Genomic DNA, 23218 nt, shown 5'->3' on the forward strand with positions numbered 1-23218 from the left:
CTGAAGCTTGGCTTTTCTCTCCCTCCGCTTCCCCATCTCCCCAGCATGTGGAGGGGGCGGACAAGGGCGACGAAGAGGAGGAAGGTGAGGAGGAGGTTGGTCATAGCGGCAGCGTTCGGGGGGAAGTGCGCGAAATGTCATCGGCGGGCCCGAGGCGAAATGCACTACGAGTTGTGCGGCCGAAACCTAGCGGTTGATATCCACAGAAACCTTTGCATCTTAAGGAAGAATGGGTCTCGACTGTGGAGACAACTTGTCGCAGCGTGGCCGAGGTCCGTGAGTGGGCTGACCCGCCTGAAGAGGCCTCGGAGCAGAACGCTGGAATTTTCCCGGTGCCGAGGCGGAGGGCAGAACTTTTAAGGCAGTGATTTTGTATTACCAGTTGCCCCGGTTTGGACCCTAATTCCCCATTCCGGGGCTTTTGGAGGGCGACGACACTCACGCGGCAGCCTCCTTCATCTCAACAAGCTGCGCACAGTTCAACCTCACCAGCGCCTCGGCCAGCGGCGGGCAGACGCTGTTCCCAACGCAGGAGACCTGCACGTCTTTCGGGAATGCCTGGAAATCCCAGTTGCCGTCCCGCTCGTGCCAGACGCCTTCGATCACGTAGTCGGGCGGGAATCCCTGTGCGTTGAAGAGCTCGCGTGGCGTGAGCATCCGCATGCCCACGTCTACGATCACGAAGGCCGTGCCGCCGATCTCGACGCTGACGAACTCGCGGTCATCCCAGAGGCCATGCTGGCGCAGTAGGTCGGCCACTTGGCGGGCCCGGGGCGCGTGTGCTTCCTCGAAGGGCGGGGCCGCAAGCTCGGCCTGCACTGGGCCTATGCGATCTTTGGTCGTGACTGTGTGCATGGGCTCTCCAGCGCGAGCTCCGTCCCCTGTGCCGTAGTATTTCGCTAGCCATGCGGCGACCGGTGTCTGGTGGCTGCCAGAGCCGGTGACGGTCGACATCGGCGAGTCCGCCGCGCGGCCGGGGTTGAAGCCGTCGGCCCGGCGCCCGTCGTGGTTCTGCTGGGCGAGGTAGGCGGCGACCGGGTATTGCTTCACGCCGCCGGCGACGACGGTGTTTAGCGGCGCGGTGATGTCGAGCGCGCGGGGCGCCTGGCCTTCCCGCTCGCCGTTCCCGACATGCACCATGGTCGCGGCGATCATGGTGTTCTGGTCTTTCTTGCTCGCGCAGATGGTATGGTGCGGATCCTCGATGAACCGGCAGCGCCCGCCCTGCTGCGCGTAGGTCAGCACCGGTTCCACGACGGCGCTGTGGTTGCCTTCGGCGCAGATGGTGGGGTGAGGCTGCAGCACGGGGACCATGCGGCGCGTGGTGCCCTTCAGGCTGGCCAGCAGGGGCACAAGGACGCCGAGCGGGGCAGCGCCGCCGGGGCGCTTGAGGTAGTTGTTGGCGGTGACCGTCGGGAGCGGTGCAGCGATGTCGCTGCCGGTGGCACCGGTCATGAACTTGGCGATAGAAGGGGCGACGAGTGCATGTGCTACACCGCCAGCGGTCACGACGCCGTAGGGATCGGTCAACGGGTATTCCCGGCGGCCGCCGCTGTCGCCGTGGGCGATGCTCACCAGCGAGGGGGTAACCAGCGCCTTCTCGCCGCGGTTAGCGCCGGTCACCGTGCGCAGCGGGTCGGCGAGGTCTTCGGTGCGCGCGCCGTGGGTCAGGTTGACCAAGAAGGGTCGCTCGGCATCGAGCACGTAGCGGCGCAGGCCCTTGGCCACGCGAGCTAGGGTGTTGTTCGCCAGCGGGCGCACGGCGCGCAGCCCGTGCTTGGCCATGATCTCGGCCTTGCTGTCGAAGATGCTCGGGCAGGGCAGCGACCAGTCGATGCATTCCGCCGCGGTGCGCCACGGCATCAGTTTGCCCGCCTTCACCTCAGGCGAGCCCGGGGCGCCGTGCGTCGGCGCTGGCCAGACGATGCGCTGGCCGTCGAAGCGGATGGCCACGAAGAGCCGCTTGCGGATCGTCGGGGCGCCGTAGTCGCAGGCGCGCAGCTCGCGGCGTTCGATCTTGCCGCCGAGCTCGCGGATCGCCTTGCACCAGGCGTCAAAGGTCTCACCCTTGCGGGCCGGGCAGGGCATCAGGCCGCGCTCGGTCTCGATCAGCGGGCCCCAGCCTGCGAACTCCTCGACGTTCTCCATCAGCACCACGTCGACGCGCCCGCCGCTCTTCTGGATGCGCTCGATCCAGCCGGGGATGATCCACGCGAGGTCGCGGATGTTTCGCGCGACGGGCTTGCCGCCCTTCGCCTTGCTGAAGTGCTTGCAGTCTGGGCTGAACCACATCAGGCCGATGTGCTTGCCCGAAAGGTGGTCGAGCGGATCGACGCGATAGACGTTCTCAGACAGGTGCAGCGTCTCGGGGTGGTTCGCAGCGTGCAGCGCCAGCGCCGCTGGGTTGTGGTTGATCGCGATGTCGGGGCCGCGGCCAAGCGCCATCTCGATGCCAGTGCTCGCCCCGCCGCCACCGGCGAAGCTGTCGACGATCATCGGAACGCCATCGGGCGCGGGCTGGGGCGGGAGGTCGAGAAAATCGAAAGTGTCTCGCATCAGAGAATTCCCATCCACTTGAACCCGGCGATCCACGCACCCACGCCCACGACAGCCGCGATGAAGAGCATCTGCTGTGTGGTGAGGAGGCGCGGGGCGTCGTGATACCAGCGCTTCAGCACGTCGCCGGACTGAAGTCCGCGCAGGTCAGGCTTGGCGCGGCCTGTTTCGATACGGTGGCGGCGCATGATGCCGTCCAGCGGACCGATGGTGCGCCAGTCGTCGTTCTCGGCCTTTGCCCGCGCCCGGCGGTCGATCTCTTCCTGCGGCACGATGGGCGGCATGGCGGCGCTGCGGCGGTAGGCCTTCACGCGCTGGGCGTCGGTTTCTGTCATGCTCATTCCTCGTCCCTCCTGACTACAATTCCATCTACGCGCCGCTTCCATTTCGACGCCTTGGACCCCGGAAGCTGAGCCTTGCTCTTGGGCTTGAGCCCGAGGTGCTTCGCGCGCTTCCGTGCTTCGGTTGATTTCTGGGCCACGTCGGCGCGTGTCTTCGCTGCGTGGCAGGGCCTGCGCAGGGCGCGCAGATTGTTCTCGTCGTTGGCGCCGCCGAGGATCAGGGCTTGTTCGTGATCGAACTCGATACGCTCACCGGCCAATCCGAGCTTCACGCCGCATCCGCAGGCGCAGATACCGCCCTGACGCTCCACGATCCGCGCCTTGGCGCTGGCGGGTGCCGCGGTATCGTCAGTGCGCCCGACCCAAGTGGAAACCGAACGGCTCATCAGCACGCCCCACAGGACGAGAGTTCAACGAACCGCACGGCGCCGAAGTAGAAGATGCTCATCAGCAGGACGGCGGTCCCGGCGGCGAAGGTGAGGGCGGTGAGGAAGTCGGACAGGCGCATGGGGGCGATCCTTTCCTGGTGGCGGTAAGGCTTAGCTACGCTCGAGGACCCACGGGGGCGTGGGGAGCGTCGGCTTCATGGCCTCGATGGGGGCGGAGAGGGCGCAAAGGATGCTTGCGGAATGGCACGCGGTCGGCTCGTCGCCCATGATGATCCCGGCGCGCAGCTTGTGCGTGTGGCGGACGATCACGTTCTCAAGGTCGGTAAGGGTTTGCACTGTCGGGTCTCCCGTTGTTGGCCCGCGATCTGCTGTGGCGTCTTCGGTGGGCTGCTAGGGGGAGATATTGGTACAGAAAAAATGTACAGTCAAGATAGACGGTAAATTATTAATGTACTTTCGTGTCCCTAATGTCGACTTACGCTGCTACATTGCTCCTGCCAGCGCTGGGCTGGCGGCAACAAAAAGCCCGGCGCGATGCCGGGCTTGCTCGTGGCTCAAAGCTCTAAAGGGGTGTAGGCGGCGGCCTTATTAGGGCTGAAGTTGATCCTCACTGCCGTCGTCGCCATTTGCGACTTGTGCGATTGGCGCCGGGATGACGATAACCTCTGGTCGGCTGGAGTTCGTAGCGGTGATTGCAGAGCTGAGGGTGCTGGTAATCGCCTGAATCTCCGCGCTGATCTCGCGGGGCAGGGCGTCAACCTTGTTCTCGAGGCTGTTCACCGTGCCGGAGATGTGAATTTGCATGGCTACAACCACGCTGATAGCGGCGAGCATGACGGCAGACACAATCCCGACTGCCCATTGCAGGGCGCTGGTCTGGCCTTCCAGTCGTGCCATTCTCTCGCGCAATTCATCATCTCCCGTGACCTCCGCGTCACGCGGAATGGCCCTAGGTTCAATGTGGGCGTTGTCGCCGTCTGGGTCAATGATCCTCAACTCAGTCATCGGCCTGCTCTGCATTCATTGGGAGCTGCATAACATCTGCTGAGAAGTAGACAACGTTTCCGCAGTTTCCGCATGCGATGCGCACCTTTGGTCCGCTGTCTGCGATGGCCATGTAATTCGCTTCGGGATCGAACGGCTTTTCGCCGATGAGGTAGGGATGTACGCGCCACTCGTTCAATTCACAGATCCAGCAGCCATCCGTCATGAAGCGTCGGATGTGTTTATGTATGCGGTCTAGCTGTCGTTTGTTGAGCTTCCAGGGGTAGTCCGTCATGAGCGACCTTCAATCTCGGCACGGGAATGTGTCCGCCGGTTGACGCGACACAGCGGCAGCGCTTGCGGTACAAATGGAGAACATTTGATGGAGTGGTGTCTTGGGCGCTTTGCATTTTTTAGTTGGTAGGTTGCTGCGCGCCATAGGTGTCAGTCTCAATCTGGCGTTTGAGCCGCTTCACGCAGTTCGGCTTCGATTGCTTCGAAAAGCCGCTCCTGCACATCGCCGGGAAGCTGCGAAAACTCGCCGCAGACCATGAAGTTAAGGTCAATGCGGTGCTCCCTGTACAGGTAAATCATCACAGAGCGACCCGGGTAAGATAGGGCGCTCTCCGCATTGCTGATCGCTGCCTTTGTGACATTGCCTGCCTTGCCAAGCTCAGCTTGTCCGAGGCCGGCGGCGCGCCGCGCAGCTCGCAGGCGAAGCGCCGCGGCTTCCTTGCTGAAGTCACCTGTGCGCGCCAGTTCGCTTTTTTCCTCGTAATTCATGCGGGGAATATTCGCATGAGTACAGGAATTGTGAACGGACATAGATTGTGAGGCTTGCGGGTACATAAGTTGTGTACTACCGTGGGTTCATGATGACAGTTGCCGAAATCTGCGAAGCGCTGGGGCGCAAAGAAATGGAGCGCCGCCTTTGTGTTTCGAAGGCGGCGATCAGCAATGCGGTGTCCGACGGCACCTTCCCGGCTGCTTGGTATGCGGTGATCTCAACCATGTGTGCTGAGAACGGGGTCGAGTGCCCGCTTCCGATTTTCAGCTTCCGTCGTCCGGTAGAGGTCTCTGCCGGATCGAAGCGTGCGGCCAAACGGGCCGTCTGAACTCACTAATTTAGCCATGCATCTGACATGGGCACGCCTCTGAGGTCTTTCCATGAAAAAAGAACCGCTTATTCCGCAAGATACTGCCAAGCGCGTCGTTTCGGATGCGCTGCAGCTGCGCGTCGGGCGCGGGCGCCGGTATTCGTATCACGGTCTGAGCGAGGCGACCGGCATCAAAGAGCGGACGCTGGACAGTTACGCCCGCGGTGATGTGGCGCCTGGCACTGCCAATCTGCTCAACCTGTTCCGCGTGCTTGGCCCGTCCTTCACCAGCGATGTTCTCGCGGCGTGTGGCCAGCAGGCGATGCTCGGCGATGCCAGCGACCCGGAACACCTTCGCACGCTCAGCGCGCTGGGCGCGATGATCGCTGAACTGTCCGAGGCAGTGGCGGACGGTCACGTCGACCACCGGGAAGCGGCGCAGCTGCGCCCGCTGGCGGCTGAGCTGATCGAGATGCTGACACCCATCGCGCGTGCCGAGGGCGCCGCATGAACCAGACGCTGGCTCTCCCCGCCGGCCAGTGCGCCGGGCTCGTCCCCTCCCCAGTGCCCGGCGCGCGCACTGCCGCCACCACTCACGGTTCGACCAGCTGTGCGGCCAACGCCTGCACGCATGGCGGCAACTCCGCTCTCCGGGCGCGGAAGGTCGAAAGCCCGGAACTCATCTCAGTCGCAAGCACATCTGAGGCCTTAGACGAGTGTGCTTGCGGCCTCTGCGGTATCGCTTGTGAAGAAGCGGAATATTGCGAAGATGAGCGCAGCTACTGCTACTCCATGCAAGCCGATACCAAGTGCAGTCGGGCGCCAGTAGGGCTGCGTAATCTTGTAGACCCCGTAGATGGGGTCGTGGTCGACGATCGTTCTGAATGTGCGGCATTCGGTTTCTCCGAACCCGAAGCACATCAGCGCGACGGCACCGGATGCGATCAAGCCTGGGTCGTAAGGAGTACCGAAGATCATAACGGCGAAGAGGGCCAACAGTCCGACAATACCCATCGCTGTGAACCAACCCTTAATAGCAAGCTGGCCAAGCCCGGGCAGGGCCTTGGCGAGAATGGATTCCATGCGACCAGTTCCTTTCAAGATTTGGGTCGTGTGGTAGGGCGCGTCGAGTTTGCACCTCGGCGCGCCAACATATTGTGCTGGTCTTTTTGCGAGAGTCTAGATGCTGTGCGCGTTGACGCCGTTGTCGGTGTCGAGCGCGGAGGCTCCATACAGCAACCGACTGGCGCTCCCATCTTCGCCGACATCTCAGCAGATCGTTTCATCGACGCCATGCAGTGCCGCGGCCTCTCGCGCACCATGATGGCGGTGCCAGCGAAAGAGGCTGAGCGTCAGGTTCGCGCCTTCATCGCTGCCGCTGCGGGGGAGGAGGCAGAGGCGCAGCGGATCATCGAGCGCAACGATCGCACCGCCATGCGAGAGTTCAACGCTGGCGAGGCGCTGCAGATCGTTGCGGGCCCGTTCATGGAGCAGGCGGTCAAGTTTCAGCGCATGGTTCAGAATGCCGAGGGCTGGCCGGAGATCGAGGCGGAGGCTTCGCTGTTCGGGCAGAGCGTTCGGGTGCGGGTCGATCCGCTGGACGTGCGGCGCGCAGTTTAAGATAGCGTTTGATAAGTGTCGGCGTAGTGTGCACACGAAATAGCTTGTTCGGGGTATGTCAAATGAAGTGGGTTCTCAGGCTTCTGTTGGGGCTGGTAGGGATAATTTTGGGGCTGATATCTGCTCTGATCTTCTCGATAGACCTCGTGCCGAATTCTTACGCATGGTTGCTTTATGTCGTTCTGCCTCTTCTCTTCGCCTACACGCTGCCGGCCTATTTCATGGGCGAGAGGGCTGGCAAAGGTAAGATCGGCAAGATGCAACTTACTTCCATAGAAGACGAAGCGCTTCTATCGACCCCGTTGGATGGTGATTTCATACGCCTTGCGACGCTCCGACAGAGCGGCAATGAAGATAAAGTCTGGCTGCTCGAGAGCAGGGAGGCTGCGCTTCATGAGGTGCACAAGTTTTTCAATCGACGCGATATCCAAACCGTCCGCGTCTGGAAGAATAGCCATACGACACTGGTGGTCCGTATTCCGTTCTATCAGGGGAAAGGTTCCAGTGAGGGCCGGAAGCTATGTGGGATGCGTCTTGATCTAGTTCCCATCAATAGGTAGCCGCACAGTTGCTGGCACGAATTGTGCTATCTCTTGAAGTTCTTTGGATATGTTGATTGCTGGTCGAAATGTGGTATTCTGCGGGTAAGGTTGCACCAGGCTAAGGCCGGTCAGCCCGACCACCGGCCCACGCGTTTTTGCGGAACAACGGAGAGGGCCGGTGCTACTGCATTTCTGACAAGCGCTAATCCGGGCTCTGCCCATGGGTAATAGGCCTCCGGCTTGGAGGCTCGCATGGACTGGGGCGGCGGCCAGTTATCAACGCGGCCAATCAAACAGAAGGGCAGCCATTGGCCCACTTCTTCGCAACTCGCCGAGGTCGCGCATTTAGGGACAGCATCCTGGTCCGCGACCTCTTCAAATGTCAGATGTGCGGCGTGCTGGTGACCAAGGGCAGGAGCGGCGATCGCAGCGCGGTGGTCGACCACCTGCGCCCAGTTTCCCTGCGACCCGATCTCGAGCGCGACCCGGACAACTGCCGATGTGTGTGTCGAGCGTGCCATGCCGCCTGCGACAGCATCGAGAAGCAGCATCACCCGGACGCGGAACTCATCGCAGAGGCGAAGCTGCGGGTAGGTCAGCAGTGGTGACCGAAAATCGCAAGCGATCTGACGAATTCTCCGACCTTTCTGCTTGATGGTGCCGAAGTGCCATACCGGGAGGGGGGAGGGTCAAAGTTCAGGGCTTCTGGGTCGGAAACCGGGCTAACTCCTGCGTTTGCAATATCACCTCGAAAAATAGGGGTGTCCCTCTGACCTATTGGAGCCGCCATGCGCCAGCCTCGCTACAGCGACATTTTCGCCGGTCACGACGAGGGCGCGGCCATGGCGGAAATGGCGAAAGTGCTGTGGGCGGAATACAAGGCTGACCTCGAGGGGCGGAAGCTTTGGACGCCGGCACGGGCCCGCACTCTCGACCGGCTGGTCCGTGCGATGGCCGAGTATCAGGTCCTCTATCCGCAGGCTGTGTCGGAAGGTCCTGTCCGAGTATCCGAGGATGGCGGGCAATATGTGAACATGCTCTGGTCGATGGTGCAGAAGCTCAACGATCAGATCAGCAAGCTGGAGAAGGCGCTGACGCTGACGCCGGAATCGGTCGGAGAGAAGACCGGTGCGGCTCCGCGTGGCGGACCCTCGAAGAGCGCGGCGGATGAGTTCCTCCAGGCGCATTGACCAGACCACGCGCTACGCGCGGGATGTGGTCAAAGGGAAGATCGTTGCGGGTGAGTTCGTCCGAGCGCAGTGCCAGAAGATCGCCGCCATGCGCCGGGCTGCGCAGAAGAGGCTCACCGCGGTTCTGCCGCCGAGCGCGATCAAGCTGCTCCCCGGCTCGGGTGTCACGGCATCGCTGCCAGCGCCCTTCACCCGCATGAACGGCACGTGGCAGGTCGAGGAAGCGCAGGCGGGCGTTTGGCTGCAGGATGGCGAGGACGGCAAGGTCGCGTTTCGCGTGCCGGTCACACTCAAAGAGGATGCGCCGGCGGTCTACGCGTGGGACCCGGAGACGGAAGAGCAGGAAATCCAGACGCAAAGCCTCACCGAAGAGGATGTGTTCCTCGGCACCGTTCAGAACCTCGCGGCGCAGACGGTCGAAATCAACTCGGGCGGCGCCGTGGTGCTGATGATCGAGTTCGAATTCGATCCGGTCACCGACTACGTGATCGACAAATACGAGGTGTCATGGCGTGAGAATGGCCAGATGAAGTTTATCCCGCTTCCGGACATTCCAAGCAGCGCGGTCGACGACAGTGGAAAGGTCACTGGCCAGTTCGGGCCGGTTGAGGTTGGCAAGTCTTATGACCTTGGGGTGCGTGCGGTCGGGCCGACGAGTGAGGGACTTTGGAGCTACGTGCTCGGCATCATCGCTGGCTTCGATTTGACAGCCGTATCGGCGACCGCGGTCGTTGGTGGACTGGAGGTTTCCGGCACCTCACCGGATAGCGGCATTCTCAAGGCGATACGCCTCTACCGGGCAGGCGTGGGCGAGGATTTCGCGGATGCGGTGCAGGTCGGATCGGATATCCCGATTGGCAGGAACACAAGTTTCACGGTGAAACTGGTATTCCGCCAGCCCTCAGTCAGCAACCAAGGCTTCATTCAGCCGGACGGCTCGATCCGGATGGAGGCGGGGGCTTACCTTGCAGAGCCTCAGGCAAAGCTGTCGAAGTATCATCGGCTTGTGCCTTCCAATGTGCGCACCGACAGCATCGGCGGCGTGTTGGATGGATTTACGAATACTGGCCTCTGCGCCGGACCTCTTGGCGAGTATATCGTGGCGCAGGAAGGGCGGCGTGCTGACGATGGGACCGGCAACCCAGACACCGACTGGCAGCCGTCACTCGTGCGGGTCTCCAATGACTTCGGCGTGAAGCTGGCCGAATATGACCTGTCGGCGCTCTACAGCGAGACCTTTGAGAGTGCGCAAGGTGCTGCCTATGACGCGTCTCGCGAGCAAATCTGGTGGATTGAGACCAAGTCGAGCGGCACCCGATATGCCCGCGCCATCAATTTGGACGGCACCCTAGTTGGCGATGGCACGACTAGGCGTATTGCGCTCCCGGCTCGCGGTAACGGTTGCGCCATTGATCCAGGCGAAGACGAGCTGTACGTGTCCGCCTCAGTGTCGGCTTCGGGGGTCACCAGTATCTGGGTCTATGATCTGGATACGCTCGCCCTGCAGCGCACGATCTCTGCACAGTCGATCGACATAGACTGCCTGACCATCTTCAACGGCTATCTCTACGCGACCTCGGGCGCCAATGGGGCCGATGGTTATTTGACCGCCATGACTCTCGAAGGAAAGTTCCTGACCCGTATCACGCTACCCGGTGCCACAGCGATCGAGGGCGTGATGGTCGAGGCCTATGGTGACAAGTTGCGGGTGCTGACCAATCAGGATGGGTTGTTTCACCCCGAGAGCGGGCTCGGCCGAAACCTCGTCGCCGAGCACATCGTTGATCCTTTGGTCAGCGATGCGTGGTCTGCGGATATGCTGTTGTCGATGCTTCTTTGCCGTGGCGATGAACGCAGCGATACTGAGACTCGCAATATTTACTCTTGGCGGAAACAGACCAGTGACGCAGGCGCGGCGCTATATTTCGCGGACGACGAGGATAAACTTAGCTTCCTGACTGAAAACGCCGATGGGACGACATCGGCCACAGAGTGGGTGGTTGAGGCGCGCGATGGACCCACACTCATCAGTCTGATGTTTACAGATGGCGCGGGTCCGACGCTCTACGTCAACGGCGTGTCGGTGAGTGGAACCACGGTCAGCGGAACGCCGGCCGACTACAGCTTTGGGTTCACTTGGGCTCAAGCCTATATCGGCGGCGAAACGCGTGAGGTGCAAATGAGCCTCTGGGGTGTGATTGGAGCTACTGATCCGACGCAGCGCGAAATCGCAGAGGGCTGGCTTGCTCACACCGCGGGCCAGGTCGAACTGCTGCCGTCCGGTCATACCTACAAGTACGCCCCTCCAGGAGCCTGACCACAAAAAGAGGTCGGGGCCTACGCAGGCCGAAAGAGTTTCTTTTGCATTGGCTTATTTGACAGCGACAGCGCCCGGCCAAGCTCTGACCTTTGGCCGGGCGCCTACCACCGCAGCCAACAGGGGGCCGCTATGGATACGATTGAGATCGGTATGGGCTTGCCGCTGTGCAAGTTCTTGAAAAATGAGGCACAGGGCACGTAGGCGCGGAAATATGCAAAAACCACTGGAATTTTGGGTGGCTCTCGCGACGGGCGTGTTGATTGTAATGCTACGAAATCACGAGCGGAATTTCATCACCCGGGCGATGCTCGGCGGAATTTCGGCGGGAATTGGCTTTTCACTCACCCCGGATATCGCGGCAATGACGGGCCGCAGCGAGACCCTCGTCGTGATCGTTCTGAGCGTGTTTGGTTATATGGCAATCGACGTGACGACAGGCCTCATTCAGGACCGGGATTTTCTCAAAGAGATCATTCGGAAGAGGCTTGAAAAATGAGCAACACTCGCGCCGCCGCGCGGCAGTATTTCGGCAGCTTCGGGCTGTGCCTGCTGTTCGCCGTTTTCTACGTTTTCGCTCCGCTGATTGAGACGAAGTTCTTCCCTGTGGTCTCGCCCTTCACGGCGACTGATCATGTCGATTTGCTTGACGGCATCGAGGCGCAGGGCTGGGCCGAGAAGTACCGAGAATGCGACTACCGCGGCATTGAGGTCTACCTCGGCCAGCGGCCCAATGGCGTGCCTCTGCGCGCGGCGCAGTTCCGTGACCCGCCGATGGTGCGCGGGACCGGGCGTCTTGAGTGGAGCCGCCTATATGTGCCGGTGCCGTGGACGCTGTTTCTGACCGACACCTACGCCGATGCGGTGCACAGCTGCTACCGCGATGAGCGGCACCTGACACGCTCGCGCTTCTGGAATTGAAGGCGAGCGCACCGCAGAGAAGTTGAGACGCTTCGGGTAGAGGGAAGCCGTTACGCGAGCTGAGGTAGTCTTGGCGACTTCCGCCCCCTGCAGTGCGCTCTCGTGTACCTACTCACGGATTCTCTGTAAGTACAACTCGCCGTGCTATGGCACCCAAGGTCTACGGTGAGCACACCGCCAAGCGAGGGTATCGCTGCCAATAATTTCGAACCGTCCCAAGGGTATGTGTGTGTGTGTGTGTGAGTACTCTTGGGAGAGGCGGTGCGCTCAAATGCTACCTTAAGGTGAGGCCAAGAGCCGCGTAAACCCGAAAGAAGCATTTCATTTCCATCTTTGGATGTGCCCCCGCTCTAAAGACAGCCGATCTTCTACCGATTTGGAATGGTGAGCGCGGCGGATCGTTGAGCCGACGCTGAGAGAAAGGTGCATCGGCGGTCGAAAGGTAGTCTTGAGAGCAAAGTCTGGATTCCCGGTGCCGCGCTCGAATACCACCTTAAGGAGATCGGTGACCGAGGACACCCCTAGGTCAATCACGGTAAGGTGAGCACGTCGCCGAACTTTACTGGCGCGGAAAATGCGAAGTTAAGCCTGTGGAATTTGAAGCCGTAGCGGCTGTTCCTCAGAACCTCGTCGCCGCGCTTAGAGAACCAGATAAGCCAAAACCAAAAATTGTCACGCCCCGCCGCCGGTGGGGTCTTTCCACATGGAGAGATGCCATGAGAGACGAAATCCGCGCCCTGCAAATGGCGCTCAATGACTTGGGCTTCGAGGCTGGCCCGGAGGACAGCATTCTGGGACCACGCACGCGCGAAGCTGCTGCAAGCTACCTCGCATCCAAGCAGGTGGAGACCACGCTGGCGCCGCCGCGCTTCAAGGGGCAGGGGAAGCGGCTCGACGATATCGACCTGCCGCGCATCGGAGCGCAGATCGGCGTGGGCGAGGATGAGCTGCACGCGGTGATAGAGGTCGAGGCGCGCGGCTCTGGCTTCGACAGCGAGGAGCGGCTGGCCATGCTCTTCGAGCCGCACGTCTTCTACCGCGAGCTGGGGGCGGGTGAGAAGCGCGACCGCGCCGTGGCGCAGGGGCTGGCCTATCGAAACTGGGGCGCGCGGCCCTATCCCAAGGACAGCTACCCGCGCCTGCTCGCCGCCATCGCGATCGATGAAGAGGCCGCGTTGCGCTCCGCATCCTGGGGGCTGCCCCAGATGATGGGCTTCAATGCCGAGATGCTCGGCTACCCCACTGCCCGCGCCATGGTCGAGGCCTTCGCTGATGACGAAGAGGCGCAGCTGCAGGCACTGGTCGACTACATCGTCGCGGCCGGCCTCGATGATGAGCTGCGGCGGCACGACTGGGCCGGCTTTGCCAAGGGCTACAACGGGCCCGGCTATGCGACCCATGGCTACCACATCAAACTCGGTGCATCGTTCCTGAAATGGGATCGGATCGCCGACACGCCGTTCTCGGTGGCGGCATGAGAGCGGCGCCGCACCAATCCGCGAACGATCTTCGCATGATCTTGGCGAACATCCTGCTTGGTTGGGTCGCGCGGATCGCCCCGGTCGATGACCCGGGCGGGCTGATCATCGCGAAACACGTGCTCCATTGCCTCGAGGAGCAAGTCGCGCAGGTCGCCACGCGCAAATGATCCTCCTCCTTCCCATCACCGACTGGCGCCTCGCGCTGGTGCTTTCCGCGGCCGCGTGCCGCTTACCTCCGCGCAGAGTGCGCGATCTGAAAGGACTTCATCATGACCGGACAAATTGCGCTCCTGCTGCGCGTCTTCATTCTCCTGCCGCTGGCCGGCCTCGCTGCCACGCTGCCCTTCGTCGATTTCGACAAGGCAACCGGGATCCTCAGCATTGACGTCAACGCGGCCTCGATCGCGGCGGCGGTGGTGATCTGGGGGCTGGTGTCCGGCGGGACCTTCGCCTGGTCCCGGTGGGTAAAGGCGCTTGGCGGGAACACCTGAAAAGTTTAGCGTGTAGATTGTACGGCTCTGACGTACGCCTTCAAATGCGCAGGGGTAACCTCGGAAAACCTCTGTGTCATCACTCGCCCTGGCCATAACGCCAGGGCTTTTTCTTTGTCGCCTTGGCGCCTATGTGCGGCTCATGTGGACGCGCAGAAGAACGATGGTGGCCGGAAGAGACGACGGCGACAATGATTGGGAGGTGCTCAAAGATGGGCGCCTCGTGGGCCGGGTCTACGCGACGATGCTGCCTGATGGCGATCGCAGCTGGATGTGGTTCATTCAGGCGGGCGCGCCCGAGCAGGGCTATGCGGATAGCATAGAGGCGGCGCTTGATGAAGTGCGGAGGCGGTTTGGGTAGTCGGGGCGGTCGGAAAGGCGCCTATTTTTCGCTCTTTTCTCCACCATTATTGCCTTGAGTGAGGTGTCGCAGGCTTTCAATGATCTTCATGAACCCAGCGGGCCCACCTTGAGACACTGCATAAAAAAGGAAAATTCCGACGAAGGTTCCGAAGCCTGCATCCTTGGCAATGGCAAAGAACAGGGCGCCCAAGAGTGCTAGGGCTGCAATCACCGAAACGGCCAGTGAGACATAGGCTTGCGTTCTGCCGAAGCGGAAGCGTGCGGACCGCTGCTCTTCCGCATGATCCTCCGATGCCTTGTTCATCCGCTGGACGAAGCCAGGATCGTGTTTCTCAATCTCAGCAATCAGCAAGTCGGGGCGATCAGTGTAGTTGCTGACCATAGCGACAAGGGTCTGGCTGAGTGCAGGATCACCGTGAGGTAGCGCTTCGCCACCTTCCTCACCTCCAGATAACACCTCGCCATCGTAACAGGGCTCCTGAGGGGCCTCAGGAGCCGGCGCGCGCTCGCTAGAGTCTTGTGGGCTGCGTTCGTTCACTATTTTTTTGGCTTGAGGTTCTGCAGGGCAGATACGAGAGAGTGATGAAGGCGTGAAGGCAGTTCATGGAACTCGAGTACTGGCGTATGCACCGACAAACGGTCCCAGCTTTCCTCCGCAGTTTCGACATCCAGCGTCACAACGTGCTTGAACATCGCTCTCTGATCTAAGCCAGTACGCCACGAGCGATGTGTCGCACGCACCTTACCGTTGTCCATCTTTGCAAGAGCTGACATGGCCTTTGCTCCCTACTTATGATTCGAAGCCTGCTACGTTCTCAACACTTCTGTCCACAAAGAAGTTTCGATCGAGTGTATATGGGCGCTGTCATTCCGCGGTGCCATTAGCAGTTGATCAAGACCGCGTGCAAGGTCTGTATTGTCCTGGTGCGGCGCTGCGGCCGCGCCTCCGCGCGAGGCTAGTACTAGTACACGCCTGCGGGGTGCGCGTTGTTCACATGCCTTCCTTCGCGCATGCTACCAGCACTGCACGCCGCATGGTACGCGCCCGCCTGCACCATGCCTGCTGCGGAGTTCATGGGTGAGCGAAGCTGCCCGTGGAGCATGGGGCACTTTCGCTGCAACTCATTGATTTCACTAGGCGCGCATCGCACCCAAAATGGGTCACGTCCGCACTGATTTTGCTGCAAAATTTCGGCTTTCTATCAGCCCGTGTGGAAGTCGAATTTTGCAGATGCGGGCTGCCATTCAGCGTTTCGCAGGTTGCCGATTTGTGCACGGTATGTCCTGCGAAATAATTCGGCTAAGGTGCTGATTTCGCAGGGTAGTCGTCAATTTTAGGTTCTGGCGCCTTTGGCGTGGGGGTTCGAGTCCCTTCACCCGCACCATATTGATTTTGCTGGGTAATTTATGGGGCGTCCCATGTCGCGCGCGAATGGTTGTGGCGCTTGGGTCACCGTTGCGCCACGTTAGCTGCCCGGTGTTTCGCGCGCTGCGGCGTCCGCCACGGTTTGCGACGGGATCTCGATCGGGCGGCGGGCGCGAAGGTGCTGCCAGCCCCAGAGGCCCAGCATCGCAAGGATCGAGACATAGCCGTCGATTGCGTAGTGATAGCCGCTCCAGACCGACATCAGCAGGATCGCGGCGGCGAAGGCGAGGCCGGGCAGCACCAGCAGGGCCGAGCGCTCCAGACAATAAAGCGCGATGGTGAAGGCCACCGAGACATGCACCGAAGGGAAGGCCGAGATGCCGGTTCCCAGCGCTTGTTTGCCGCTGCTGTACGTCCTCCAGAGGAACTCCTGCACGTGACCGAGCAAGGTCTGATCGACGCCCTGGGTGTGCAGCACCTGCTGCAATTCGGTGAATCGTGCGGTGCCGAGCAGGCGGTCATAATAGATCGGCCCCACTGACAGGCCGGAAAGCGCCAGAAGGTTGCCGATCAGCAGCCATGCGGCGCAGTAGAGCCCGAGAAAGCGGCTCACGCGCGCGCTGTCGTCATCCGTCGCCACCAGCAATACCGGGAACAGGAAAGCCAGAACCAGCCACGGCCCCTGATAGAGCGGCAGAATCTGCCGCGCGACATCCGAGCCCAGCGTGTCGTCCACCAGCCGCCACGCGTCGCTGCCGCCGTGCAGCCATGCGTCGAGATCGGCGAGCAGCGGATCGGCGAAATAGGGCAGCAGCGCGGGCATGCCGATCTTGAACAGGGTGAAGCCAAAGTTCAGCGCCGCCACGCCAAGGTAGGCCAGCGTGATCTGCAGCGCGACCATGGCCACTGTCTCTTGCTTGCGGCGCTTGGCGCGCAGCGTGGCGAACGCCAGCACGATGCCGAAAAGGGTGAATATTTGCAGCGCCCCGCGCGTGCCCACCTCCAGCGAGTTCAGCAAATTGTCGAACACGCCGTCGCGGGTGAGCAGGGCGAACGCCAGCGACGCCGCCGCATAGAAAATGCCGAACACGAAGAAACGGAACGCCGGTGTTGCCTGCATCATGCCTCGCTGCGGTGCTGCCTCAATCCGGCCTCTATCGCCAGATTGCGGCGTCAGGATGCGGATTTTGTGGAAAGTTTTCCCCCACAGCCCCACCAACGCAAGAGCGGCACGCAGCTAGGCCCGCCGCTGTTGCGCGGGCTCAACGGTGCTGTCGGTCCGGGCAGCTGCGCAAAAGACGCCTTAGGCGGGCAAACGATTGGAATATGACGCGGCCGCGCCGGAAATCAACGTGCGCGCAAGCACATAGCGCTCCGCTCGCGTTAACAGGTCAACTGTTTGCACCTTGGGGACTGGCTTGTTAGGCACCGCCCCGATGACCAAAAACGACAAAAAGAGGTCTGTTTGCGCCGCGTTCCTGCGCGGCCATCCGAACCCCCGGACGCCTCAGGCGACCCGGCGTTGTTTTGAAATCCTCCCATTCAAGTTTGTAAGGAGTTTACCCATGCGTAAGCTGACGCTCGTTTCCACCGCTCTTGCCGGCTCTCTGGTGCTGCCCCTCGCGGCACAGGCACAGGATGAGGCGGGCCAGTGCGGCGACGTTTCCATCGCGCAGATGGGCTGGGCCGCCGCCGAGGTGACCACCAATGTCGCGAAATTCATGCTCGAGCAGGGCTATGGCTGCGATGTGAGCCTCGTGCAGTCCGACACCGTGCCCGCGATGACCTCGGTGGCCGAGAACGGCGAGCCGGACGTGATCACCAACCTTTGGATGAACTCGGCAGGCGATGCCTACAAGAAGCTCAAAGAGGGCGGCTCGCTGGTCGAGCTGACCTCGGTGCTGGAGCCGGGCGGCGTCGAAGGCTGGTGGATTCCCACCGCGCTCGCCGAAGAGCACCCCGAGCTGACCACCATCGAAGGCGTGATGGAGAACCCCGATCTGGTCGGCGGCCGCTTCAACAACTGCCCCGACGGCTGGGGCTGCCGCGTGGTGTCGGACAACCTCGTGCGTGCGCTCGATCTCGAAGGCGCGGGCATCGAAGTGTTCAACCACGGCTCGGGCGAGACGCTGGCCACCTCGATGGGCGCGGCGGTCACCGATGGTGAGCCGTGGTTCGGCTACTACTGGGGCCCGACCGTGCCGATGGGCAAATACGACATGACGCAGGTCAAGCTGGGCGACTACGACGAGACCGCCTTCAACAACCTGCAGAACCCCGACACGCCTGACCCGCAGGTTTCGGAATTCCCCGCCGCGCCGATCCTCACCGCCGTGACCGCGGAGTTCGCCGAAGAGAACCCGGCAGTGACCGAGTTCTTCCGCAACATGAAGTTCGAAACCTCGACCATGAGCGGCCTGCTGGCATGGCAGGACGAGAACAACGCTTCGGCAGAAGAGACCGCCGTGCATTTCATCACCGCCAACTCGGGCGAGTGGCAGGGCTGGCTGAACGAGGACGCGCAGGAAAAGCTCTCGCAGCTGCTGCAGTAATCGCATGACCCAAGGGCGCATTGCGCCCGCTCGAACGGGGCCGCCGGGCGCGGTCCCGTTCTTTTAGTTTCACAATTCAGGGCGGGCCCGCTGAGGGTCCGGACATCGATACATGGCAACATATGACGGTCTGTTCGACACGTTGGGGCTGCGGGATTGGTGCGATGGCGGGGCCAGCGATGGCCCCATGTCCATGGCCGACCTGCTGGCCAAGACCAAGGGCGGCGATGCCGCCGAGGCAACCTCGCTTTGGGATCTTCCCTTTCCCTCGCTCGATGCGCTGCACGACGCCTGCGGCGCGATTCCCGAAACCCGCGATCTCACCGATGGGCTCGAGCAGGGCTTTCTGGGCATCCGCGATGCGCTGCGCGTGGTGGTCGATCCGCTCACCCAGCCGCTCAGCTGGATGCTGCGCGAGTCGCTTTGGGTGATGACCGACACGCCGTGGTGGATCATGGTGCCGATCCTGCTGCTGATCTGCTGGGCCGTGACGCGGTCGTGGAAGATCGTGGGCCTCGTGGCCGCCGTGATTGGTCTGCTGGCCTTTGTGGACCATTACACGGTGGCGATGCAGACCCTCGCGATCATCTTCGTCTGCGCCTTTATCTGCGTTCTCTTCGGGGTGCCCATAGGCATCGCCATGTCGCGTAGTGACAGGCTTCAGCGCGTGGCGATCCCGGTGCTCGACATGCTGCAGACGCTGCCGCCCTTCGTTTACCTGATCCCGTTGATCTTCCTGTTCTCGGTGACCGAGCCAAAGCTCTACGGCATCGCGGTGATCCTTTACGCCATCGTGCCAGTGGTGCGGTTGACCGACCTTGGCATCCGCCTCGTCGATCAGGACGTGATCGAGGCCGCCGACGCCTTCGGCATGACCAAGAGCCAGAAGCTGTTTGGCGTGCAGATCCCGCTGGCGCTGCCCAACATCATGGCCGGTGTGAACCAGACGATCATGATGAGCCTTGCCATGGTGGTCATCGCCTCGATGGTCTCGGCACCGGGTCTGGGCATCCTCGTGCTGCGCGGCATCCGCAACCTCGAACTGGGCACCGGCCTTGTGGCGGGCTTTGGCATCGTGGTGCTGGCCATCGCGCTGGACCGTGTGACCAAAGCCTCGCTCGCGCGCATCGACGCCAGCCAGTCCAGCCGCTGAAGGAGGATGACATGACAGACACTGTGAAAGTCTCGATCCGCAATCTCTACAAGATCTTCGGCGAGGACCCGCAGGGCGCGCTGGCCGAGGTGAAGGCGGGCAAGTCGAAGGCCGATCTGCTGGAGACCTCGAACCACGTGCTCGGGCTCGACGACATCAACGTCGACATGCGCGAGGGCGAGATCACCGTGATCATGGGCCTGTCGGGCTCGGGCAAATCGACGCTGATCCGCCACCTCAACCGGCTGATCGAACCCACCGCGGGCGAGGTCATCGTGAACGGCGAGGACATCCTGTCGTTCAATGAGACCCGGCTGCGCAAGTTCCGCCGCGAGAACATGTCGATGGTGTTCCAGAAGTTCGCGCTGCTGCCGCATCGCACCGTGCTGGAAAACGCCGGCATGGCGCTGGCGACGCGCGGCGTGAAGCGGGCCGACTATGAGGCCGAGGCGCAGAAGTGGCTCGACCGCGTCGGCCTTTCGGGCAACGGCGAGCAATATCCGCACCAGCTTTCGGGCGGGATGCAGCAGCGGGTGGGCATCGCCCGCGCGCTGGCGTCGAACTCGGACATCATGCTGATGGACGAAGCCTTCTCGGCGCTCGACCCGCTGATCCGCACCGACATGCAGGATCTGCTGCTGGAGCTGCAGGAAGAGCTGCACAAGACGATCATCTTCATCACCCACGATCTTGATGAGGCGTTGAAGCTGGCCGATCACCTTGTGATCCTGAAGGATGGCGCGGTGGTGCAGCAGGGCGAGCCGCAGCATATCCTGCTCAACCCGTCCGATCCCTACATCGAAGAGTTCGTCGCCGACATCAACCGCGCCCGCGTGCTGCGCGTGCGCTCGGTGATGCACAAGGGCGTGCCCGGCGGCGAGCTGTTCAGCGGCGATGTTCAGCACACCGACAACCTCGAAAGCGTCATCGCCGCCGCGGGCGGCGAGATGGATCGCCGCTTCCGCGTGCTGCGCGGCGACAAGCCGGTGGGCGTGATCGAGATGGCGGATGTGATGCGCGCGCTGGTGCCGCGGGTGGCCGAAGAGGCCGCCTGAGCCGCAGCGCTCCCGTGAAAAGGAAAAGCCCCGCGTCCCTGATGGGTCGCGGGGCTTTTTCGTCCGGGCCGTCTGGCGCAAGGCTCTGGTGCAACGCTCTGGCGCAACCCGCTGCGGGGGCGTGGCGCGTTCCTTCGGGAACAGCTGCGATCCGAGCGGGGGGAGGGCGTCTCCGGTCACTGGCGGAAAGCTGCGTGGCTGCCTGGCTGTCATAAAGGCGCTGGGGCGCGGCGTGGTTTCGGCTGGCGGGGAGATCGATAGCTGGCTGGCGTCTTGGCTTGCTTGCTGTCTTGAGCTTCAGATAACCGCCCGCCGCGGGGTGCGCAAGGGCTTGCGTGAAAAAAATGAGTAAATTCATATAGTTGAGTGAATTTATCGGATTTCCGGGCGAAGATTTTTCCCCGTGGTTTCAGACAGCTACCGGGGTCTCGCGCGCGGCACGGACGGCGCTGGCGATCAGCCCCAGATGCCGGTCCCAGCTGCCGCAGCAGCCGCCCCAGATATCAATGCCGGGATAGCGCCGTGCCAGATTCCCCATCATGCGTGCAAGCTCGACCGGATCGCCTTCCTCGATATGCCCCAGCTTGCACAGCGACACCTTGTCCATCTTCGCCGCATTGGGCCGCAGCGAGCGCAGGCGCTCGGTCCATACGCCGGGCTCCAGCGCCGGTTCGAACTCCACCGGGTGCGAGCAGTTGATGCCATAGCTGTCGGGACGCGACTCGCCTGCCTCGGCATCGGTCGCCTCTATGGCTTCACGCAGGCTCGGACCGGACCGGAGGTGATGGCTGCTGTCGAGGGTGAACGAGAGGTTCAGCGGCAGGCCCGCGTCTGCGGCAGCGCGCGAAAGCCCCACCGCTTCGGGCACATTGTTGATCGTCGCGGCCCACACCAGATCGACGCCGCACGCGCGGAGCGTCTGCATCTGCGCCGCGTGGTAATCCTCGGCCTCTGCGGCGGTGATCTCGCGGTTGAGCGCATAGGCATCGCCGCGCGGACCCACACAGCCCGCGATCGCGACGCGGGGCAGCTGCCGCTCGTAGGGGCGGGCGACCTCGCGCAGGAAGTCGATGCATTTGTGCTGCATCTCGCGCAGGCCTTCGGCGGAATAGCCCAATTTCGCTCCCCAATCGGGACTGGCGCGATAGTCAAAGCCCGAAAGCAGCGCCGCAAACCCATGTTCGGCAGCGGCATCGAGATAGCGGCGGTACATGTCGCGCAGGTCCGTGACCGCCGCTGGCTTGTCCATTAGCTCGAACATGGCAAACTCGCGCAGCGGATGGCCGTGCCGGTACATGACCTCGGTCTCGGTGCCGCCCTCCGTCAGATAGAGCAGCCCTTGCACGCGCGGGAATGTGGTTGCCTTGGCCATGCGGTCCTCCTCGCCGATGCCGGTCTTCTGGTGAGAATAGCACATCTCGGACGACCCTGCGCAGGCAGGTCAGGCGGCGGGTCATGCGGCTGGTTAGGCGGCGGGCCAATGCCGGGCTGCGGGTGCTTGCCCTTGCCCGAGGACGGCGGGGATGCCATATCGCCCGGAAAGATTTACGGCAAAACGAGAGGGGCACGGACCTTATGTTCGATCTGACGGGAAAATGCGCGCTGATCACCGGCGCATCGGGCGGCATCGGCGGCGCCATCGCCAAGGCGCTGCATGACGCTGGCGCAACGGTGGGGCTCTCGGGCACCCGCGAAGCACCGCTGCAGGAACTGGCGAACGAGTTGGGCGAGCGCGCCTTCGTGCTGCCCTGCAACCTGTCGGACCCCGAAGCCGTGGCGGCGCTGCCGAAACAGGCGGCCGAGGCGATGGGCGCGGTCGACATTCTGGTCAACAACGCCGGCATCACCCGCGACAACCTGTTCATGCGCATGTCGGACGAGGAATGGCAGTCGGTGCTCGACGTCAACCTCACCGCCAACTTCAAGCTCTGCAAGGGCGTGATGCGCGGCATGATGAAGGCGCGCTGGGGCCGGATCATCAATATCTCGTCGATCGTCGGCGCCACCGGCAACCCCGGTCAGGCGAACTATGCCGCCGCCAAGGCGGGGCTCGTCGGGATGACCAAATCGCTGGCCTATGAGGTTGCGAGTCGCGGCATCACCGCCAACGCGGTGGCCCCGGGCTTCATCGAGACCGCGATGACCGACAAGCTCAACGATGATCAGAAGTCGGGCATCATGAGCCAGATTCCCGCGGGCCGTATGGGCACCGCCGATGAAATTGCCGCAGCGGTGCTCTATCTTTCGAGCGCAGAAGCTGGTTATGTCACAGGCGCGACGCTGCATGTGAACGGCGGAATGGCAATGCTCTGACCGGGTGCCTTCGGGCATCTCGGAAAGCGTTTGCCATCCTGCGCGCGTATGCTATAGGCGCGCAGGAACTTTGACCGGAGAGGGCCTTGCGTGCTTTTCGGTCGCTCCCGGCCAGCCGGGGATACGCTGCCCGGTTCCGGGCGGATTGAGCAGCCACCCCGCTGGGGCGAGGGCAAGAGATGGGTCAAACGGCCCAAGGACATTGTGAGGACATAAGAATGAGCGATATTCCTGATCGCGTGCGCAAGATCGTGGTAGAGCACCTGGGCGTTGAAGAAGACAAGGTGACCGAGAGCGCCTCCTTCATCGACGATCTGGGCGCAGACAGCCTCGACACCGTGGAACTGGTGATGGCCTTCGAAGAAGAGTTCGGCATCGAGATCCCCGATGACGCAGCCGAAACCATCCAGACCTTCGGCGACGCGGTGAAGTTCATCAAGGAAGCCTCCTGAGCTTTTCCGACTCCGTCACCGGAGTTGCAAACGGC

General features: G+C 62.2%; 31 protein-coding genes. 18 read left to right on the forward strand and 13 right to left on the reverse strand.

All coding sequences use genetic code 11. The annotated features are described in order from the left end of the window. Nucleotides 1-438: 438 nt before the first annotated feature. The 8 genes from ACXAD2_RS16620 to ACXAD2_RS16655 form a co-directional block, all read right to left on the reverse strand. The gene (locus ACXAD2_RS16620) at nt 439-2556 is read right to left on the reverse strand and encodes a DNA cytosine methyltransferase (protein WP_475172030.1); all 2118 of its coding nucleotides are present in this window, start codon (nt 2554-2556) and stop codon (nt 439-441) included. Further along, nucleotides 2556-2897 carry a hypothetical protein gene (locus tag ACXAD2_RS16625; RefSeq protein WP_475172031.1) on the reverse strand — a complete coding sequence of 114 codons (342 nt, stop codon included), beginning with the start codon at nt 2895-2897 and terminating at the stop codon, nt 2556-2558. The genes ACXAD2_RS16620 and ACXAD2_RS16625 overlap by 1 nt, the downstream gene beginning before the upstream one ends. Further along, entirely contained in the window at nt 2894-3283 is a 390-nt protein-coding gene (locus ACXAD2_RS16630) for an HNH endonuclease (RefSeq protein ID WP_475172032.1), read from the reverse strand. Before ACXAD2_RS16630 ends, ACXAD2_RS16625 begins: the two co-directional genes overlap by 4 nt. After that, complete coding sequence (locus ACXAD2_RS16635; protein ID WP_475172034.1) at nt 3283-3405, reverse strand: hypothetical protein; 123 nt, start codon at nt 3403-3405, stop codon at nt 3283-3285. Before ACXAD2_RS16635 ends, ACXAD2_RS16630 begins: the two co-directional genes overlap by 1 nt. A gap of 31 nt (nt 3406-3436) precedes the next feature. Next, nucleotides 3437-3622: a hypothetical protein gene (locus ACXAD2_RS16640; RefSeq protein ID WP_475172035.1), complete on the reverse strand. Its 186-nt coding sequence runs from the start codon at nt 3620-3622 to the stop codon at nt 3437-3439. Between the two features lie 252 nt (nt 3623-3874). Beyond that, entirely contained in the window at nt 3875-4291 is a 417-nt protein-coding gene (locus tag ACXAD2_RS16645; RefSeq protein ID WP_475172037.1) for a hypothetical protein, read from the reverse strand. Continuing rightward, nucleotides 4284-4565, reverse strand: a complete 282-nt coding sequence (locus ACXAD2_RS16650) for a hypothetical protein (RefSeq protein WP_475172038.1) — start codon at nt 4563-4565, stop codon at nt 4284-4286. Before ACXAD2_RS16650 ends, ACXAD2_RS16645 begins: the two co-directional genes overlap by 8 nt. Nucleotides 4566-4720: 155 nt before the next feature. Continuing rightward, nucleotides 4721-5053 (reverse strand): helix-turn-helix domain-containing protein, encoded by a 333-nt coding sequence (locus ACXAD2_RS16655; RefSeq protein WP_475172039.1) that lies wholly within the window; start codon nt 5051-5053, stop codon nt 4721-4723. A gap of 89 nt (nt 5054-5142) precedes the next feature. Here ACXAD2_RS16655 and ACXAD2_RS16660 point away from each other — a divergent pair, with 89 nt between their 5' ends. Beyond that, complete coding sequence (locus ACXAD2_RS16660; RefSeq protein ID WP_475172041.1) at nt 5143-5385, forward strand: hypothetical protein; 243 nt, start codon at nt 5143-5145, stop codon at nt 5383-5385. A 52-nt stretch (nt 5386-5437) separates the two neighbouring features. Beyond that, nucleotides 5438-5878 (forward strand): hypothetical protein, encoded by a 441-nt coding sequence (locus ACXAD2_RS16665; RefSeq protein WP_475172042.1) that lies wholly within the window; start codon nt 5438-5440, stop codon nt 5876-5878. A gap of 197 nt (nt 5879-6075) precedes the next feature. Here ACXAD2_RS16665 and ACXAD2_RS16670 read toward each other — a convergent pair whose 3' ends face one another. Further along, on the reverse strand, nt 6076-6450 hold the full coding sequence (locus tag ACXAD2_RS16670; RefSeq protein ID WP_475172044.1) for a hypothetical protein: 375 nt from the start codon (nt 6448-6450) through the stop codon (nt 6076-6078). 105 nt (nt 6451-6555) lie between these two features. Here ACXAD2_RS16670 and ACXAD2_RS16675 point away from each other — a divergent pair, with 105 nt between their 5' ends. The 11 genes from ACXAD2_RS16675 to ACXAD2_RS16725 all read left to right on the forward strand — a co-directional run bounded on the left by ACXAD2_RS16675 (nt 6556) and on the right by ACXAD2_RS16725 (nt 14290). After that, entirely contained in the window at nt 6556-6987 is a 432-nt protein-coding gene (locus ACXAD2_RS16675; RefSeq protein ID WP_475172045.1) for a hypothetical protein, read from the forward strand. Nucleotides 6988-7049: 62 nt separating this feature from the next. Continuing rightward, nucleotides 7050-7547 (forward strand): hypothetical protein, encoded by a 498-nt coding sequence (locus ACXAD2_RS16680; RefSeq protein ID WP_475172046.1) that lies wholly within the window; start codon nt 7050-7052, stop codon nt 7545-7547. Between the two features lie 368 nt (nt 7548-7915). After that, entirely contained in the window at nt 7916-8137 is a 222-nt protein-coding gene (locus tag ACXAD2_RS16685; RefSeq protein ID WP_475174912.1) for an HNH endonuclease, read from the forward strand. Nucleotides 8138-8317: 180 nt separating this feature from the next. Then, on the forward strand, nt 8318-8719 hold the full coding sequence (locus ACXAD2_RS16690) for a P27 family phage terminase small subunit (RefSeq protein ID WP_475172048.1): 402 nt from the start codon (nt 8318-8320) through the stop codon (nt 8717-8719). Then, entirely contained in the window at nt 8697-11036 is a 2340-nt protein-coding gene (locus ACXAD2_RS16695) for a hypothetical protein (protein ID WP_475172049.1), read from the forward strand. The genes ACXAD2_RS16690 and ACXAD2_RS16695 overlap by 23 nt, the downstream gene beginning before the upstream one ends. 214 nt (nt 11037-11250) lie before the next feature. Then, nucleotides 11251-11535, forward strand: a complete 285-nt coding sequence (locus ACXAD2_RS16700) for a hypothetical protein (protein ID WP_475172050.1) — start codon at nt 11251-11253, stop codon at nt 11533-11535. Further along, nucleotides 11532-11957 (forward strand): hypothetical protein, encoded by a 426-nt coding sequence (locus ACXAD2_RS16705; protein ID WP_475172052.1) that lies wholly within the window; start codon nt 11532-11534, stop codon nt 11955-11957. The genes ACXAD2_RS16700 and ACXAD2_RS16705 overlap by 4 nt, the downstream gene beginning before the upstream one ends. 716 nt (nt 11958-12673) lie before the next feature. Beyond that, nucleotides 12674-13435, forward strand: coding sequence for an N-acetylmuramidase domain-containing protein (locus ACXAD2_RS16710; protein WP_475172053.1), 762 nt, complete (start codon nt 12674-12676; stop codon nt 13433-13435). Between the two features lie 35 nt (nt 13436-13470). Continuing rightward, a complete protein-coding gene (locus tag ACXAD2_RS16715) occupies nt 13471-13605 on the forward strand; it encodes a hypothetical protein (RefSeq protein WP_475172054.1) in 135 nt (44 codons plus the stop codon). A gap of 102 nt (nt 13606-13707) precedes the next feature. Beyond that, on the forward strand, nt 13708-13929 hold the full coding sequence (locus ACXAD2_RS16720) for a hypothetical protein (protein ID WP_475172056.1): 222 nt from the start codon (nt 13708-13710) through the stop codon (nt 13927-13929). A gap of 163 nt (nt 13930-14092) precedes the next feature. After that, nucleotides 14093-14290 (forward strand): hypothetical protein, encoded by a 198-nt coding sequence (locus ACXAD2_RS16725; protein ID WP_475172057.1) that lies wholly within the window; start codon nt 14093-14095, stop codon nt 14288-14290. A gap of 21 nt (nt 14291-14311) precedes the next feature. Here the strand turns inward: ACXAD2_RS16725 and ACXAD2_RS16730 are convergent, their stop codons facing one another. The 3 genes from ACXAD2_RS16730 to ACXAD2_RS16740 form a co-directional block, all read right to left on the reverse strand. Then, nucleotides 14312-14830, reverse strand: a complete 519-nt coding sequence (locus ACXAD2_RS16730; RefSeq protein ID WP_475172059.1) for a hypothetical protein — start codon at nt 14828-14830, stop codon at nt 14312-14314. Beyond that, complete coding sequence (locus tag ACXAD2_RS16735) at nt 14830-15066, reverse strand: hypothetical protein (protein ID WP_475172061.1); 237 nt, start codon at nt 15064-15066, stop codon at nt 14830-14832. Before ACXAD2_RS16735 ends, ACXAD2_RS16730 begins: the two co-directional genes overlap by 1 nt. A gap of 692 nt (nt 15067-15758) precedes the next feature. Continuing rightward, nucleotides 15759-16781, reverse strand: a complete 1023-nt coding sequence (locus ACXAD2_RS16740; RefSeq protein WP_475172064.1) for a phosphatase PAP2 family protein — start codon at nt 16779-16781, stop codon at nt 15759-15761. Between the two features lie 442 nt (nt 16782-17223). On the opposite strand from ACXAD2_RS16740, the gene ACXAD2_RS16745 reads away from it, so the two are divergent. The 3 genes from ACXAD2_RS16745 (at nt 17224) to ACXAD2_RS16755 (ending at nt 20418) form a co-directional block, all read left to right on the forward strand. Continuing rightward, complete coding sequence (locus ACXAD2_RS16745; RefSeq protein ID WP_475172066.1) at nt 17224-18210, forward strand: ABC transporter substrate-binding protein; 987 nt, start codon at nt 17224-17226, stop codon at nt 18208-18210. Nucleotides 18211-18322: 112 nt separating this feature from the next. After that, complete coding sequence (locus tag ACXAD2_RS16750) at nt 18323-19363, forward strand: ABC transporter permease (protein WP_475172067.1); 1041 nt, start codon at nt 18323-18325, stop codon at nt 19361-19363. Between the two features lie 11 nt (nt 19364-19374). Continuing rightward, the gene (locus ACXAD2_RS16755; RefSeq protein ID WP_066106046.1) at nt 19375-20418 is read left to right on the forward strand and encodes a quaternary amine ABC transporter ATP-binding protein; all 1044 of its coding nucleotides are present in this window, start codon (nt 19375-19377) and stop codon (nt 20416-20418) included. Nucleotides 20419-20827: 409 nt separating this feature from the next. On the opposite strand, the gene ACXAD2_RS16760 is transcribed toward ACXAD2_RS16755, so the two are convergent. Then, nucleotides 20828-21790, reverse strand: a complete 963-nt coding sequence (locus ACXAD2_RS16760) for a homocysteine S-methyltransferase family protein (protein WP_475172069.1) — start codon at nt 21788-21790, stop codon at nt 20828-20830. Nucleotides 21791-21993: 203 nt separating this feature from the next. Between ACXAD2_RS16760 and fabG the strand changes: the two genes are divergently transcribed. Continuing rightward, nucleotides 21994-22731, forward strand: coding sequence for a 3-oxoacyl-[acyl-carrier-protein] reductase (fabG, locus tag ACXAD2_RS16765; protein ID WP_066106055.1), 738 nt, complete (start codon nt 21994-21996; stop codon nt 22729-22731). Nucleotides 22732-22949: 218 nt separating this feature from the next. Then, on the forward strand, nt 22950-23183 hold the full coding sequence (locus ACXAD2_RS16770) for an acyl carrier protein (RefSeq protein ID WP_007800270.1): 234 nt from the start codon (nt 22950-22952) through the stop codon (nt 23181-23183). The last annotated feature ends 35 nt before the right edge of the window (nt 23184-23218 follow it).

It is taken from the genome of Salipiger sp. ABN3_019, assembly GCF_056158605.1.

What these genes read in the sequence shown, in the direction of transcription:
- ACXAD2_RS16620 (WP_475172030.1), bottom strand. Translation starts at nt 2,556, where the DNA reads ATGCGAGACACTTTCGATTTTCTCGACCTCCCGCCCCAGCCCGCGCCC.
- ACXAD2_RS16625 (WP_475172031.1), bottom strand. Translation starts at nt 2,897, where the DNA reads ATGAGCATGACAGAAACCGACGCCCAGCGCGTGAAGGCCTACCGCCGC.
- ACXAD2_RS16630 (WP_475172032.1), bottom strand. Translation starts at nt 3,283, where the DNA reads ATGAGCCGTTCGGTTTCCACTTGGGTCGGGCGCACTGACGATACCGCG.
- ACXAD2_RS16635 (WP_475172034.1), bottom strand. Translation starts at nt 3,405, where the DNA reads ATGCGCCTGTCCGACTTCCTCACCGCCCTCACCTTCGCCGCCGGGACC.
- ACXAD2_RS16645 (WP_475172037.1), bottom strand. Translation starts at nt 4,291, where the DNA reads ATGACTGAGTTGAGGATCATTGACCCAGACGGCGACAACGCCCACATT.
- ACXAD2_RS16650 (WP_475172038.1), bottom strand. Translation starts at nt 4,565, where the DNA reads ATGACGGACTACCCCTGGAAGCTCAACAAACGACAGCTAGACCGCATA.
- ACXAD2_RS16655 (WP_475172039.1), bottom strand. Translation starts at nt 5,053, where the DNA reads ATGAATTACGAGGAAAAAAGCGAACTGGCGCGCACAGGTGACTTCAGC.
- ACXAD2_RS16660 (WP_475172041.1), top strand. Translation starts at nt 5,143, where the DNA reads ATGATGACAGTTGCCGAAATCTGCGAAGCGCTGGGGCGCAAAGAAATG.
- ACXAD2_RS16665 (WP_475172042.1), top strand. Translation starts at nt 5,438, where the DNA reads ATGAAAAAAGAACCGCTTATTCCGCAAGATACTGCCAAGCGCGTCGTT.
- ACXAD2_RS16670 (WP_475172044.1), bottom strand. Translation starts at nt 6,450, where the DNA reads ATGGAATCCATTCTCGCCAAGGCCCTGCCCGGGCTTGGCCAGCTTGCT.
- ACXAD2_RS16680 (WP_475172046.1), top strand. Translation starts at nt 7,050, where the DNA reads ATGAAGTGGGTTCTCAGGCTTCTGTTGGGGCTGGTAGGGATAATTTTG.
- ACXAD2_RS16685 (WP_475174912.1), top strand. Translation starts at nt 7,916, where the DNA reads ATGTGCGGCGTGCTGGTGACCAAGGGCAGGAGCGGCGATCGCAGCGCG.
- ACXAD2_RS16690 (WP_475172048.1), top strand. Translation starts at nt 8,318, where the DNA reads ATGCGCCAGCCTCGCTACAGCGACATTTTCGCCGGTCACGACGAGGGC.
- ACXAD2_RS16695 (WP_475172049.1), top strand. Translation starts at nt 8,697, where the DNA reads ATGAGTTCCTCCAGGCGCATTGACCAGACCACGCGCTACGCGCGGGAT.
- ACXAD2_RS16700 (WP_475172050.1), top strand. Translation starts at nt 11,251, where the DNA reads ATGCAAAAACCACTGGAATTTTGGGTGGCTCTCGCGACGGGCGTGTTG.
- ACXAD2_RS16705 (WP_475172052.1), top strand. Translation starts at nt 11,532, where the DNA reads ATGAGCAACACTCGCGCCGCCGCGCGGCAGTATTTCGGCAGCTTCGGG.
- ACXAD2_RS16710 (WP_475172053.1), top strand. Translation starts at nt 12,674, where the DNA reads ATGAGAGACGAAATCCGCGCCCTGCAAATGGCGCTCAATGACTTGGGC.
- ACXAD2_RS16715 (WP_475172054.1), top strand. Translation starts at nt 13,471, where the DNA reads ATGATCTTGGCGAACATCCTGCTTGGTTGGGTCGCGCGGATCGCCCCG.
- ACXAD2_RS16720 (WP_475172056.1), top strand. Translation starts at nt 13,708, where the DNA reads ATGACCGGACAAATTGCGCTCCTGCTGCGCGTCTTCATTCTCCTGCCG.
- ACXAD2_RS16725 (WP_475172057.1), top strand. Translation starts at nt 14,093, where the DNA reads ATGGTGGCCGGAAGAGACGACGGCGACAATGATTGGGAGGTGCTCAAA.
- ACXAD2_RS16735 (WP_475172061.1), bottom strand. Translation starts at nt 15,066, where the DNA reads ATGTCAGCTCTTGCAAAGATGGACAACGGTAAGGTGCGTGCGACACAT.
- ACXAD2_RS16740 (WP_475172064.1), bottom strand. Translation starts at nt 16,781, where the DNA reads ATGATGCAGGCAACACCGGCGTTCCGTTTCTTCGTGTTCGGCATTTTC.
- ACXAD2_RS16745 (WP_475172066.1), top strand. Translation starts at nt 17,224, where the DNA reads ATGCGTAAGCTGACGCTCGTTTCCACCGCTCTTGCCGGCTCTCTGGTG.
- ACXAD2_RS16750 (WP_475172067.1), top strand. Translation starts at nt 18,323, where the DNA reads ATGGCAACATATGACGGTCTGTTCGACACGTTGGGGCTGCGGGATTGG.
- ACXAD2_RS16755 (WP_066106046.1), top strand. Translation starts at nt 19,375, where the DNA reads ATGACAGACACTGTGAAAGTCTCGATCCGCAATCTCTACAAGATCTTC.
- ACXAD2_RS16760 (WP_475172069.1), bottom strand. Translation starts at nt 21,790, where the DNA reads ATGGCCAAGGCAACCACATTCCCGCGCGTGCAAGGGCTGCTCTATCTG.
- fabG (WP_066106055.1), top strand. Translation starts at nt 21,994, where the DNA reads ATGTTCGATCTGACGGGAAAATGCGCGCTGATCACCGGCGCATCGGGC.
- ACXAD2_RS16770 (WP_007800270.1), top strand. Translation starts at nt 22,950, where the DNA reads ATGAGCGATATTCCTGATCGCGTGCGCAAGATCGTGGTAGAGCACCTG.